The organism is Catellatospora sp. KI3 (genome assembly GCF_029948125.1).
In the GTDB taxonomy this organism is placed as follows: Bacteria; Actinomycetota; Actinomycetes; order Mycobacteriales; family Micromonosporaceae; genus Catellatospora.
In genome coordinates, this window is sequence record NZ_JASAMB010000010.1 from 67,057 (window position 1) to 80,252 (window position 13,196).

General features: G+C 70.4%; 12 protein-coding genes and 1 tRNA gene. 10 read left to right on the forward strand and 3 right to left on the reverse strand.

What is annotated here, in order from left to right:
- Positions 1 to 111: 111 nt before the first annotated feature.
- From QEZ54_RS17730 to QEZ54_RS17740, 3 genes are all read left to right on the forward strand, one after another.
- The gene (locus QEZ54_RS17730; RefSeq protein WP_281305742.1) at positions 112 to 1,572 is read left to right on the forward strand and encodes an APC family permease; all 1,461 of its coding nucleotides are present in this window, start codon (positions 112 to 114) and stop codon (positions 1,570 to 1,572) included.
- Positions 1,569 to 2,573 (forward strand): acetamidase/formamidase family protein, encoded by a 1,005-nt coding sequence (locus QEZ54_RS17735; protein WP_281305743.1) that lies wholly within the window; start codon positions 1,569 to 1,571, stop codon positions 2,571 to 2,573. Before QEZ54_RS17730 ends, QEZ54_RS17735 begins: the two co-directional genes overlap by 4 nt.
- A 64-nt stretch (positions 2,574 to 2,637) precedes the next feature.
- Positions 2,638 to 3,276, forward strand: a complete 639-nt coding sequence (locus QEZ54_RS17740) for a GPP34 family phosphoprotein (protein WP_281305744.1) — start codon at positions 2,638 to 2,640, stop codon at positions 3,274 to 3,276.
- Here QEZ54_RS17740 and QEZ54_RS17745 read toward each other — a convergent pair.
- Entirely contained in the window at positions 3,224 to 4,450 is a 1,227-nt protein-coding gene (locus QEZ54_RS17745; RefSeq protein WP_281305745.1) for a cation:proton antiporter, read from the reverse strand. The two genes, QEZ54_RS17740 and QEZ54_RS17745, sit on opposite strands and share 53 nt — an antisense overlap.
- 177 nt (positions 4,451 to 4,627) lie before the next feature.
- On the opposite strand from QEZ54_RS17745, the gene QEZ54_RS17750 reads away from it, so the two are divergent.
- The 3 genes from QEZ54_RS17750 to QEZ54_RS17760 all read left to right on the forward strand — a co-directional run bounded on the left by QEZ54_RS17750 (position 4,628) and on the right by QEZ54_RS17760 (position 8,413).
- Positions 4,628 to 6,214 carry an NAD(P)/FAD-dependent oxidoreductase gene (locus QEZ54_RS17750; protein WP_281305746.1) on the forward strand — a complete coding sequence of 529 codons (1,587 nt, stop codon included), beginning with the start codon at positions 4,628 to 4,630 and terminating at the stop codon, positions 6,212 to 6,214.
- Positions 6,211 to 7,353 (forward strand): aromatic ring-hydroxylating dioxygenase subunit alpha, encoded by a 1,143-nt coding sequence (locus QEZ54_RS17755; RefSeq protein ID WP_281305747.1) that lies wholly within the window; start codon positions 6,211 to 6,213, stop codon positions 7,351 to 7,353. The genes QEZ54_RS17750 and QEZ54_RS17755 overlap by 4 nt, the downstream gene beginning before the upstream one ends.
- Before the next feature lie 88 nt (positions 7,354 to 7,441).
- Complete coding sequence (locus tag QEZ54_RS17760) at positions 7,442 to 8,413, forward strand: hypothetical protein (protein ID WP_281305748.1); 972 nt, start codon at positions 7,442 to 7,444, stop codon at positions 8,411 to 8,413.
- A 77-nt stretch (positions 8,414 to 8,490) separates the two neighbouring features.
- Here the strand turns inward: QEZ54_RS17760 and QEZ54_RS17765 are convergent, their stop codons facing one another.
- Positions 8,491 to 9,099, reverse strand: coding sequence for a glyoxalase (locus QEZ54_RS17765; RefSeq protein WP_281305749.1), 609 nt, complete (start codon positions 9,097 to 9,099; stop codon positions 8,491 to 8,493).
- Between the two features lie 126 nt (positions 9,100 to 9,225).
- Between QEZ54_RS17765 and QEZ54_RS17770 the strand changes: the two genes are divergently transcribed.
- The 3 genes from QEZ54_RS17770 to QEZ54_RS17780 all read left to right on the forward strand — a co-directional run bounded on the left by QEZ54_RS17770 (position 9,226) and on the right by QEZ54_RS17780 (position 11,916).
- Positions 9,226 to 9,348 (forward strand): hypothetical protein, encoded by a 123-nt coding sequence (locus QEZ54_RS17770; RefSeq protein WP_281305750.1) that lies wholly within the window; start codon positions 9,226 to 9,228, stop codon positions 9,346 to 9,348.
- A gap of 114 nt (positions 9,349 to 9,462) precedes the next feature.
- On the forward strand, positions 9,463 to 11,367 hold the full coding sequence (locus tag QEZ54_RS17775) for a DNA/RNA helicase domain-containing protein (protein WP_281305751.1): 1,905 nt from the start codon (positions 9,463 to 9,465) through the stop codon (positions 11,365 to 11,367).
- A gap of 54 nt (positions 11,368 to 11,421) precedes the next feature.
- Positions 11,422 to 11,916, forward strand: coding sequence for a hypothetical protein (locus QEZ54_RS17780; RefSeq protein ID WP_281305752.1), 495 nt, complete (start codon positions 11,422 to 11,424; stop codon positions 11,914 to 11,916).
- 177 nt (positions 11,917 to 12,093) lie between these two features.
- Here the strand turns inward: QEZ54_RS17780 and QEZ54_RS17785 are convergent, their stop codons facing one another.
- A complete protein-coding gene (locus QEZ54_RS17785) occupies positions 12,094 to 12,654 on the reverse strand; it encodes an AAA family ATPase (RefSeq protein WP_281305753.1) in 561 nt (186 codons plus the stop codon).
- Between the two features lie 132 nt (positions 12,655 to 12,786).
- Here QEZ54_RS17785 and QEZ54_RS17790 point away from each other — a divergent pair.
- Positions 12,787 to 12,873 (forward strand) — tRNA-Leu (locus QEZ54_RS17790).
- Positions 12,874 to 13,196: the final 323 nt, after the last annotated feature.

The window sequence follows — 13,196 nt, forward strand, 5'->3', positions numbered from 1 at the left end:
ATCGGAGATCTACCCGACCAGCCAGACGTACTTGCAAATGGGATCGCAGGCGTGCGCGCCGCGCCACACTACGTCGAACATCAGACACAACCGATTCCAGGAGGCACTGCCATGTCTGTCCTGACGCCGCAGGCGGAGGGGTCGTTCGCGGCCACGCCGCCCGGCGACCCTGAGCTCAGCAAGTTCGGGTACACCCCGCAGCTGCGCCGGTCGCTGACCTTCACCGACCTGCTGTTCTACGGCCTGATCTACATGGTGCCGATCGCCCCGTTCGCCATCTTCGGCCAGGTCTTCCAGGCCTCGGGCGGCATGGTCGCGCTGGCGTACCTGGCGGGCCTGGTGGTCATGCTGTTCACCGCCTCCTCGTACGCGCAGATGGTCAAGGCGTTCCCGATCGCGGGCTCGGTGTACAACTACGCCGGGCGCGGCATCCACCCGTCGGCGGGCTTCCTGGCGGGTTGGGCGATCATGCTCGACTACTTCCTGGTGCCGGGCCTGCTGTACCTGGTCGCCTCGGTGACCATGCAGGGTGCCATCCCGTCGGTGTCGCCGTGGGTGTGGCTGGTCGCGTTCGTGGCCATCAACGCGATCATCAACTACTTCGGCATCCGGCTGACCGCCGTCGCGATCAACATCATGATCGCCGGTGAGCTGATCGTGCTGGGCATCTTCCTCGTCATGGGCATCACGGGCCTGGCCTCCGGCCGCGGCAACGGCGACTGGACCAGCGCGTTCTTCAACGGCGACAACTTCAGCCTCTCGCTCGTGCTGGGCGCGGTGTCGGTGGCGGCGCTGAGCTTCCTGGGCTTCGACGGCATCTCGATGCTGTCGGAGGAGAGCAAGGGCGGCTCGCGCAGCGTCGGCCGGGCCATGTCGGTCGTGCTGATGCTGGCCGGTCTCATCTTCATCGCCCAGACCTGGGTCGCCTCGCTGTTCACCGACTCCAAGGCGCTGCTGGAGACCACCGACGCCGGCGTCATCGGCTCGGCGTTCTACGACGCCGCCGCGGCGGCCGCCGACGCGCCGTGGCTGGCCACGCTGTGCCTGGCCGCGACCGCGATCGCGTGGGGCCTGCCGGACTCGATGGTGGCCCAGACCGCGCTGTCGCGCCTGCTGTTCGCCATGGCCCGGGACAGGCAGCTGCCGAAGTTCCTGGCGAAGGTCTCCACCAAGCACGCCTCGCCGGTCAACGCGGTGCTGCTGACCGCCGTGGTGTCGCTGGCCATCTCCGGCACCGCCCTCTACGCGCTGACCGAGAACGAGTACGACAGCATCACCCTGCTCGGCACCATGGTCAACTTCGGTGCCATGTTCGCCTGGCTGCTGCTGCACGCCTCGGTGATCTGGCACTACGTCGTCCGCAACGGCAGCAAGAACTACCTGCTGCACCTGGTCGTGCCGATCGTCGGCATCGCCCTGCTGGTCGCGGTCCTGATCAACATGAAGGTGTACACGCAGGTCTGGGGCAGCATCTGGGTGCTGGTCGGCCTCATCGTGCTGGTGGGCCTGTACCTGGTCGGCCGCCGTCCGAAGCTGTCCGGCCTGGGCGGCAGCGAAGGCGACGCCGCGTGAGCGAGTTCTACGAGGTGAACCCGACCCCGGAGCAGTACGCGTACACCTTCGGCCCGAACAAGCCGCTGGCGCACGTACGCCCCGGGGACGTGCTGAAGATCCGCACCGAGGACTGCTTCGGCGGCCTGGTGCGGGGCTTCGGCGACCTCCCCTCGCAGGTGTGCACCTTTCCGTACCTCAACCCGGTCACCGGGCCGTTCTACGTGGAGGGGGCGCAGCCGGGCGACACGCTCGCGCTGCACTTCGCCTCCATCACCCCGGCCCGCGACTGGGCGGTGTCCAGCACCTTCCCGCACTTCGGGGCGCTGACCGCCACGTCGCACACGGCCATGCTGCACCCGCCCCTGGAGGAGCGGGTCTGGCTGTACGAGATCGACAAGGCCGCCGGGACCGTGCGCTACTCGGCGCGCAACTCCGACTTCACCGTGGACCTGCCGCTGGACCCGATGCACGGGACCGTCGGCGTGGCCCCGGGGGCGTTCGAGTCCCGGATGACGATCACGCCCGACGCCCACGGCGGCAACATGGACACCCCGGAGCTGCGGGCCGGCACGACCGTGTACTTCGGCGTCAACGTCGAGGGCGCCCTGTTCGCCGTCGGTGACGGCCACGCCCGCCAGGGCCAGGGCGAGGTCTCCGGCGTCGCGGTCGAGGCCGCGATGGAGACCGTCGTCGCCGTCGAGCTGATCAAGGGCGTGGCCACGCCGTGGCCGCGCATCGAGTCCGACACGCACCTGATCTCGACCGGGTCGGCGCGGCCGCTGGAGGACGCGTACCGCATCAGCCAGCACGACCTGGTGACCTGGGTGTCGGAGCTGACCGGGCTGGACCTGCTGGACTCGCTGCAGCTGGTCTCCCAGGCCGGGGAGGCGCCGGTCGGCAACGTGGTGGACACCAACTACACGATGGTCGCCAAGCTGGCCAAGCAGTACCTCGGGCGGACCAGCGTGTACGACGGCGTGCACGCGCGGCTGAAGGCGCTGGGCGCCGGCTACCGCTGACAACCTCACCGTGGTGTGGCCGGGTCTGACCCGGCCACACCACACCCGTTTTCGGAGGACAGCCATGGAACTCGCGCTCGCCGACGAGCTCTTCCTCATCGGGCACGACGAGTACAGCGGCAAGACGAAGATCAACAATGACGTGCTGTCCTGCGGGCTGGCCGCCGCGGCGCTCGGTGAGCTGATGCTCGCCGGGACCCTGGTGGTCGAGTCGGGCCGGGTCGCGGCGTGGTCGGCGCGGCAGAATGGCGACGCGGTCAACGACCAGGTGGTGGCGGAGCTGCAGAAGGTCGGCACGGGGCATCCGGTGCAGAACTGGATCCAGCATCTGCGTACCGACATCAAGGAGGTCGTGGCGCACCGCCTGGGCCTGCGCGGGATCGTGCGCCGCGAGACCTCGCGCAGCCTGACCGGCCGCACCCAGGTCCGCTACCCGGCGGCCGACCCGACCGAGGCGACGCGCTCGGTGGTGCGGCTGGGGTTCCTGCTGGGCCGCCCGAGTGAGGCGCTGGACCTGCCGGCGGCGCTGCTGTCGTCGCTGTCGACCGCGGTCGGGGTGGCGATCGTGGTGCCGATGCTGAACAACGGGCAGACCCGCGACCGGCTGGAGCAGGTGCGCCTGGGGCTGCCGCAGGAGCTGCGGGAGCTGGTCAAGGGCGTCGAGTCGGCGATCGCGACGGTGGCCCTGCAGGCGCGGGGCTGAGCACGGCCCCCTCCCGGCGGGCCCACCGGTCGGCGAACAGCCGGGTGCTCAGCCCGTGTACGACGATGCTCAGCCCGACCACGACGACGACCATGTCGGCGACCCAGTCGGCGTCCAGCCCGCGCAGCTGCTCCAGGGCGATGATGCCGAGCACCATGCTGTCCAGGCCGCGCGGCCCCCAGTAGCCCAGGGCGAGCACTTCGCGCCGGGGCAGGCGGGTGCCGATGAGGGCGAGGGCGACGGGCACCATACGGATGACGGTGAGGCTGGCGAAGGCGTAGAGGAACACGCGCCAGTCCAGGCCGTCGGTGAACGACGGCACGACCAGGGACCCGAAGACGAACCAGACCGCGGCCGACAGGACGGCCACGGCGTCCTCGCAGGTCTGCAGTGCGGTGCGGGGCAGTTCGGGTGCGGTGGCGCGGCAGGTGAGCCCGGCGGCGAACGCTGCGACGAAGCCGTTGCCGTGCAGGGTGTAGGCGGCGGCGAAGGTGGCGATGGCCAGGGCGAGCAGGCCGACGCGTTCGGCGTCGGCGGTGCTCCAGCCGCGGTGGCGGGCCAGGCGCAGCAGGCGGGCGCCGGTGTAGCCCAGGGCGATGCCGACGGCGACGGCGATGAGCAGTTCGAGCAGCACTTCGGGGATGGTCTCGCCGCCGACGGCTCCGGCGAGCACGATGAGCAGCAGCGGTGCGGCCAGACCGTCGTCGAGGCCGCTGGTGACGGTGATGGTCTGGCGCAGGTCGGCGGGCAGGCGCTGGTCGTGCAGCAGCGGGGTGATCGGGGTGGAGTCGGTGGCGGCGAGGATGACGGCGGTGATGGCGCAGACCCACCAGCCGGCGCCGGCCAGCAGCGGGACGGCGGCGAGGAACCCGAAGAGCACGGTGAGCGGGAACGCGATGAGCAGCATGCGCAGGGTGACGCCGGTGTGGGTGCGCAGCCACGGTATGCCGATGTCGGTGGCGTCGGTGAACAGGACCACGGCGAGGGTGAGTTCGACGAGGTGGCGGACGGTGTCGCCGGTGAGTTCGACGTCGACGAGGGGGTGGGTGCCGCTGGTGAGGATCATGCCGGAGGCGGCCATGGCGATGGGGACGGTGACGCTGTAGCGCTGGGCTGGCCGGGCGATGACGGCCCAGGCGACCAGGACCAGGCCGAGCATCAGTACGGCGAGCACGGGCGGTTCCTCACCCTGTCCATTCAACCGGGCGGGGGGTGGTGCCGGGGTGCAAAGCGGTGATCCGGTGAGGGCGGAGATTGTTGCCGGGTGCGCCATATTAACTGATCGGCGTAAATATTGCGCATGTCGAACGTGCTCTTCCCAACTGAGTGATCAGTCAGGCACACTCTTCGGGTGACGTACGACGTGATCATCGTCGGGGGCGGGCACAACGGACTGGTGGCCGCCGCCTACCTCGCCCGCGCCGGGCGCCGGGTGCTGGTGCTGGAGCGCCGCGAGATCGTCGGCGGGGCCGCCGTCTCCGAACGCCCGTTCGGCCCGGACTTCCTGGTGACCTCCCTGTCCTATGTGGTGAGCCTGCTCCCACCCGACATGGTCCGAGATCTGCGGCTGGCCGAGCACGGCTACCACGTCTACCCCCAGGGCCCCTACTTCGCGCCGCGCCGCGACGGCCGCTACCTGCACCTGGTCAGCGAACCGGGCCGGCGCTGGGCCGAGATCGCCAAGTTCGCCAAGGCCGACGCCGACGCCTACACCCGCTGGGAGCAGTGGCTGGGCGCGCTCGGTGCCAAGGTCGGGCCGTTGCTGGACGCCATACCCCCGAAGCTCGGCTCGAAGCGGCCCGGCGACCTGCTCGCGCAGGCGGCGCTGCTGGGCAGGGTCCGCGGCGTGGACACCCGCGCCGCGTTCGACCTGACCCGGCTGTTCACCGCCAGCATCGCCGACCTGGTCGAGCAGCGGTTCGAATCCGACGCGATGCGCGGCCTGCTGTCGGTCTCGGGCGTGATCGGCACCTGGGGCGGGCCCCGCAGCGCCGGGACCGCGTTCGTCACCCTGCACCACCACCTCGACCAGACCGGCGGCCAGGCGGCCGCCTGGGGCTTCCCGCGCGGCGGCATGGGCGCGGTCACCGCCGCCATGGCCGCCTCGGCGCGGGCGTTCGGCGCCGAGATCCGCACGCAGGCCCCCGTGGCCCGCATCGACGTGCGCGACGGCCGCGTCACCGGCGTCACCCTGCAGTCCGGTGAGGAGCTGACCGCGGCCACGGTCATCACCACCGCGCACCCGAAGACCTCGTTCCTGGACCTGGTCGACCGGGCCGAGCTGCCCGCCGACTTCGTCGAGGACATCCAGGCGTGGCAGACCCGCTCGGGCACCGTCAAAGTCAACTTCGCCGTCGACCGGCTGCCCGTGTTCACCAGCCACCCCGACTTCGACCCCGACGTGCACGGCGGCACCATCGTGCTGTCGGAGTCCCTCGACGACGTCGAGACCGCGTTCCAGGAGGCCGCCGCCGGGCGGGCGTCGACCCTGCCCTTCGCCGACATCTGCATCCCGTCGGTGCTCGACCCGACCCTCGCCCCCGAGGGCAAGCACGTGGTCAGCATGTTCACCCAGTACGTGCCGCACACCTGGGCCGCCGCCCCGCACGCCGCCGAACTGCACGCCTACGCCGACCGGCTCACCGCCCGGATGGAGGCCGTCGCCCCCGGCTTCACCGACTCCGTCATCGGCAGGCAGGTCATCGGCCCCCACCAGATGGAGACCGAGTACGGCCTGATCGGCGGCAACATCTTCCACGGCGAACTCACGCCGGGCCAGATGTTCCACTGCCGCCCGGCCGCCGGCTACGCCGACCTGCGCACCCCGATCCGGGGCCTCTACCAGGCCGGATCGGCCACGCACGGCGGCGGCGGCGTCACCGGCATACCCGGACGCAACGTCGTCCGGCAGGTCCTGCGCGACCGGGGACGCCGATGAGCGCCGCACCGCTGGACGACGAGGGCCTGGCCGCCGCGCTGCGCCCGTTCGGACAGTCGCGGATGCTGCCCGTCGCCGCGTACACCGACGAGCGGGTCCTGGCGTGGGAGCGGCGGCACCTGTTCGCCGGATCGTGGACGTGCCTGGGGCGGCGCGGCCAGCTCGCCGCCGAGGGCAACCAGCAGGAGGTCACCGTCGGCGACGTGTCGGTGGTGCTGACGCTGGGCGAGCAGGTGCGGGCGTTCGCCAACGCGTGCCGCCACCGCGGGCACGAGCTGCTCGGGACGGGGGAGCGGTGCGCGCGCCGGGCCATCGTGTGCCCGTACCACGGCTGGTCCTACGACCTGGACGGGGCGCTGAAGGCCGCGCCGCGGATGGGCGAGGAGTTCGAGGCGCGCGCGTTCGGGCTGTTCGAACTGCCCGCCGTCGACTGGCACGGATGGGTGTTCGTCAACGCCGGCGCCTCGGCGATGCCGTTCGAGCAGCACCTCGGCACCCTCGACGACCTCGTCGCGCCGTACGCGGCCGAGCAGCTGACGGTCAAGGCCGTGCACCGGTACGAGGTCGCCGCCAACTGGAAGATCATCGCCGAGAACTACCACGAGTGCTACCACTGCCCCCTGATCCACCCGGAGCTGTGCGCGGTCACCCCGCCCACCTCCGGCGACAACTGGCACGAGCCCGGCCACTGGCTCGGCGGCTCCATGCGGCTGCGCGAGCACGCCGAGACCATGTCGCTGGACGGGCGCTCGCGCGGGATCATGCTGCCCGGCGTCGACCCGCGCGAGGTCCGCTACCTGGGCCTGTTCCCGAACGTGCTGCTGTCGCTGCACCCCGACTACGTGATGGCGCACCGGATGGTGCCGCTGGCGGCCGACCGGACGTTCGTGGAGTGCAGCTGGCTCTTCGACGACAAGGTCACCGACCCGTCGTACGCGGTCGACTTCTGGGACGTGACCAACCGGCAGGACTGGGCGGCGTGCGAGTCGGTGCAGCGGGGCATGTCCTCGCCCCACTACACCCCGGGGCCCCTGGCTCCGAACGAGACCGCGATCTACGACTGGGTGACGCTGCTGGCCCGCGCCTACCGCGACCCGGCCGCTGTCTTCGGCCGGCAGATGGCGGAAAACCGGATATAACGCCTCGCTGGTGCTGCTAAGCCCTATATGGTGCGAAACGGCGCGTGCCGGACGGTCGGCGCGCACGACACCACCACGGGGGCAGCTCATGGCAGGTTTCACGGGGGCAACACGGCGGCGGGCGGCAGCCTGGTCGACCGCGGGAGCGGCGCTGGCCGCGATGCTGGCACTGACCGGACCGGCGGCCGCCCACCAGGCCCCCGACGCGGACGCCGCCGGCGCCGCGCAGACGCCGTGCGAACCGCTGACCAAGTTCCGCCCCAGGAACTTCCGCGACAGCGCCGAGATCACCAACCGGTTCTACCCGCTGGTCTCCGGCTACGAGTACACCCTGCAGGGCTTCTCCGACACCGGCGGCGGCCTCCAGCCGCACACCGTGGTCCTGTTCGTGACCGACTTCGTCAAGGACGTCGCGGGCGTCACCACCCGCGTGCTGTGGGACGTCGACACCAACGACGGGGTGCTCGCCGAGTCCGAACTGGCGTTCCAGGCCCAGGACAAGGACCGCAACGTGTGGGTGCTGGGCGAGTACCCGGAGGAGTTCGACGAGAACGGCCAGTTCACCGGCGCCCCCAGCACCTGGATCACCGGGCAGGAGGACGCCAGGGGCGGCGTGCTGGTGCCCGGCAAGCCCAAGAAGGGCAAGGAGTTCCTCGAAGGGTACGCCCCGGAGATCGACTTCCTGGACTGCGGCGAGGTGCACCGCACCCACCAGGACAACGTCTGCACCCCCAACGGCTGCTACGACGGCGTCCTCGTCATCGACGAGACCAGCCCCCTGGACGAGGAGGGCGGCGTCCAGCGCAAGTTCTACGCCCCCGGCGTCGGCAACGTGAAGATCACCGCGATCGACGACCCCGAGGGCGAGACGCTGGTGCTGGTCAGCAAGCGCAAGCTGCCGCTGGCCGAGCGGCTGCGGGCCGACCTGGAGGCGCTGAAACTGGAGAAGCGGGCGTACGAGATCAGCGAGGTCTACCGCAGCACCGACCCGATGCAGCTCGACCCGAGCAGCCCCGACGTCGTCAAGCAGAAGATCGTCGCAGCACCCTCGGCGCACTGAGCCGCCCGGCACAGGGATGGTTAAGCGAGGGGTCCGGAACCCGGGCCCCTCGCTCTGTTGTGATCCGCTGGCCGTACCTAGGCGGCCGCGGCCTCCCAGCGGAAGCCGTCGAGGTCGACGAAGCCTCCGGCGTCGCTGCCCACGGTGATGCGGTGCGAGCCGGAGCCCTCGGGCGACACACCCGAGTCCTTGGCGGCGAACTTGCGGCTGTAGAGCGCCATCTTGATGGTCGAGGTGCCGAACTCGACGTACTTGCTGCCGAAGCTCTTGGCCACCGGCAGGCCGCGGTCGGTGTAGAACTGCTTGGTCGCCTTGACGTTGTCGACGCCCAGCAGCAGCACGAGATCGTTCACCTGCCGCGTGGCCGGGCCGGAGTTCTTCTTCTCCGCCGACGCCAGCTTCCAGATGGTGCCGAACGGGTCCTGCAGCGTGCCGCCGTACCCCCAGAAGCTCCTGCTCGCCGGCTTGAGCGTCGTCGCCCCGGCGGCCAGGGCGGTGGCGAAGAAGCTGTCCACGTCGCACGGCTGCGGCACGACCAGCGAGATCGCGTAGCCGCGGAACCCGGCCGACGGTTCGTCGGCGGCCCGCACGCGGATGCGCTCGCCCAGCCCGAAGGCCGCGGTGTAGAACGAGGCGGCGGCGGCCGGGTCGGTGACTTCGAGGGTGAGGTGGTCGATGGAGGTCATGGGGTGCTCCTTCGGGAGGCTGTCGTGGCTCGCTGTGTCTGAGAACAGCCTCGCCTTTGAGGCCGTCCGCCCACATCCGTGGTGACCACGGAAGCCGCCACGGAGCCCGCGTACGGAGACACACGCGTGGGTGAACATCGACCTCGCCAGCACGGCATCGGCAGCCGCTCCTGCGGCCCCGACACCCTGCCCCGGTACGAACTCCACCCCGCGCCCGTGGCGCTGACCGTCCTGCTGCGACCGCGCTGAGCCGTCACCACCGGGCGGCGGCCGCGGTCGCCGCCCGGTAACCTGTTCGGGCGGCCCGCCGGGCACCGCTTCCACGCGTAGAGCCCCCACCCGCACGTGATGACACGTGCCCAGGTGGGAGAACGTTCGGTGGCGCTGGTCCGTAGATCCGCCGCGGCATTGCTCGACGACGCCCGCGCGGGCACCCTCATCTCCGTGCTCGAAGAGCAGGCCCGCATCGCCCTCAACAGCGGCATCTCCGTCGCCGAGGTGCGCTCGTGGGACCGCAGCCTGCCCGCCTTCCTCGGCGACCTGGTCGACGCCGGGCTCGGGCACGTCGAGGTGCTGCTGGAGCACCAGCTGCCGTACAGCCCCAAGCGGGCCGACGTGATCCTGTGCGGCACCCACCCGCGCACCGCCCGGCCGTCGTACGTCGTGGTCGAGCTCAAGCAGTGGAGCAAGGCCGAACCCGCCGGCGAGGACCTGGTGCGGATCGACCACTACGCCCAGCCGGTGCTGCACCCCGTCGAGCAGGTACGCCGCTACTGCCAGCAGCTCGTCGACTTCACGCCGATGCTCGCCGAGCAGCCCGACAGCGTCCACGGCATCGCCTACCTGCACAACGCGCTGGACACCGGGGTGTGGAGCATCCGCCAGTACCGGATGGACGAGTACGGGACGCTGTACACCCTCGGCACGAAGGACGCGCTGGTCGAGCGGCTGCGGGCCCGGCTCGATCCGGACGCGGACCGCGACCGGGCGCGCAAGGCCGCGGAGGAGCTGCTGGCGGCGGAGGTGGCGCCGTCGCGGAAGCTGCTCGCGGTCGCGGCGAAGGAGATCCGGGACCGGGAGCAGTTCGTGCTGCTGGACGAGCAGCAGGTCGCGTTCAGCACCGTGAAGGCGGCGGTGGAGCGGTCGCGGACGGCGCGGCAGCAGACCGTGGTGATCGTGCTGGGCGGCCCGGGGTCGGGCAAGAGCGTCATCGCGCTGAGCCTGCTGGGGGAGCTGAGCCGGCAGGGGCACCGGGTGCTGCACGCCACCGGGTCGAGCGCGTTCACCAACACCATGCGCAAGGTCGCGGGGACGCGCAGTACGCAGGTGCAGGGCCTGTTCAAGTACTTCAACAACTTCATCGACGCGCCGCCCAGGTCACTGGACGTGGTCATCTGCGACGAGGCGCACCGGCTGCGGGAGACCAGCGTCAACCGGTACACGCCGAAGGACAAGCGGCTCGCGGCCCGGCGGCAGATCGAAGAGCTGATCGACGTGGCGCGGGTGCCGGTGTTCCTGCTCGACGAGAAGCAGATCGTGCGGCCGGGGGAGATGGGGTCGGAGTCGGCGATCCGGCACGCGGCCGAGGGGCTGGGCTGCCGGGTCGAGGTGGTGCGGCTCGACGGGCAGTACCGGTGCGGCGGGTCGGAGTTCTACGACGCGTGGGTGGCGCGGCTGCTCGGGCTGCGGCGGGATCCGCCGATGCCCTGGTCGAAGCTGGTGACGCGGGACGACGAGCACTTCGTGGTGCGTACGGCGCGGACGCCGGCGGAGCTGGAGGCGTGGCTGGTGGCGCGGCGGGAGGAGCACTCGGGGACGGCGCGGATCGCGGCCGGGTACTGCTGGCCGTGGAGTGATCCGCGGCAGGTGGGGGACCGGAAGGTGCTGGTCGACGACGTGGTGGTCGGGGACTGGGCGCGGCCGTGGAACGTCAAGCCGGAGCAGCGGGTGCCGGATGCGCCGGAGTCGTACTTCTGGGCCTCTGACGAGCGCGGGTTCGGGCAGGTGGGGTGCGTCTACACGGCGCAGGGGTTCGAGTACGACTGGGCCGGGGTGATCTTCGGGCCGGACTTCGTGCGGCGGGGGGACGGGTGGGTGGCCCGGCCGCAGTACTGCAAGGACCCGGCGGTGAAGAAGGCGGACGGGAGCCGGTTCACGGAGCTGATCCGCAACACGTACCGGGTACTGCTGACCCGGGGCATGCGCGGGGTGATCATGTACTCGACCGATGCGGAGACGCAGGCGTACCTGGAGCGGATGGCTGCCTAGCCGGTGCGTCGACGGCCGTCGCCTCCCGCGGACGGGTGCCGGCGAGGTGAGGCCGTGCCGTACCGTGGCCAGGTCCGTCACCCCGATCAACCGGAGCAGTCGATGCGCATCCGTGCCGCCGTCCTCGCCTTGGCCGTGCTCGTCGGTCTGGCCGCCTGCAGCAGTACGTCCGACGGAGACAAGGCGGGAGTACCGCCGAAGACGTACGACACCGCTGCCGCGCTCATCGACGACATCCGCGCAGCCGGTATCGCCTGCGCCGGGTACGAGATGATCGCCGTCGAGGATTACGACGTACGGGCGCGGGAGAGTGCCTTCTGCAGGACGCCGGACGAGTTCGAGCTGAACGTGTCGGTGTATGCCAGTGGTGAGGATGCGAAGTCGTCTGTCCAGCGGATCTTCGACAGGCCCGCGCAGAGTACGTACGGCTCGAACGGCGTGGTCGGGGCGAACTGGTCGGTGATGGGCCCGGCAGAGGGCCGGGCCTGGCTGGTGAAGGTGCGGGACGCGCTCGGCGGCGAGCTGATCGAGATCCCGGCTGTTCCGTAGGTGTTTCGGCCTCGGCGCTACGGGTTGTCGCGGCGGTGGGATCAGAGGGGCGCGTTGCGCAGAATCGGACAAAAGCTAACTTCACACTTTGCCTGATCGGCGCGTAGTCACTTCTCCTGGTTGACCGATGCTGCGGCTCGCGGCGCTGTGGCTGGCGTCGGCAGGTAGCGGACCTCTTCAGCCGAGCAGGTTCGCTAACTGTTGGTCGAGCGGAGGCGCGCCGAGGCGGTTGTCGATGGTCAGGTGGGGGACAAGGGGTTCGACGCCTGCGCGGATGTTGGTGAGGTAGGTGTCGAACTCGGCGAGCTTCTTGGCGTCGCGGGGGAGGGCGCGGGCGGTTATCCGGGCGTGCAGGGTGGCGGGGTCGGTGCGTACCCAGACCAGGTGGACGGGGTCGCCGCCGAGGTCCTTTACCCAGGTGGTCCAGTGGTCGGGGTTGTGGATCTGGCCGGTGAAGGGGCCGTCGAGGAGGACGGGGCAGCCGTGGGAGCGGATGGCTCGGGCGGTGGCGGTCATGCCGGCGTACTCGTGGATCTTGATGTGGGCGTCGTACCAGGGGCCTTCGCGCTCGCTGAAGGGGCGGCCTGCCGCCTCGAGGGTGGCGGCCACGAAGCCGCCGTAGAGGACGTCCTTGTCCAGGTGGGCGGGGGTGGGGGTGAGGGCCTTGAGGAGCAGGTCGGCGATGGTGGACTTGCCTGCGCCGGGTGGGCCGGCGACTACCCAGATGTCGGCTGTCACGGGTGGGACGATAGCCGGGTGGTAACCCGATGTGCGTGATCAACCCTGGCCGTGTACAGTTATGGCTCGTGCGGCTGACGCCGGACACCAGCGGAAATGCGGGCTGGTGGACGGGGAGGTCGGACACCACCGGTCCGGGTGGCGGAATGGCAGACGCGCTAGCTTGAGGTGCTAGTGCCCGTATAGGGCGTGGGGGTTCAAGTCCCCCCTCGGACACCACAGAATCGCACAGGTGCGCATTCTCGCGTAACGATGTTCAAGTACACTTGAACATCGTTAACACTCCTCTGTAGTTGCGACGTCGCGGTAAGTTGCCGTCTTCCGGCCTGTCGCCTGCTGATTGCCGATCTCTGTTGGTAACTGCCTGTAGTTGCGGGCTGTTCACCACAACGGCAGTTCATTACGCGACCTTGCGTTTCTTTCGTTTTGCCGAGGTGGGCTGCGTTTGGAGGTGGCCACCATGACGGTAGTGCCAATGAGTGGCGATGTTTCAGATGCGGCGGAGCTACGTCGTTTTGCGCGGAGAACGCTACGCGGCCGCC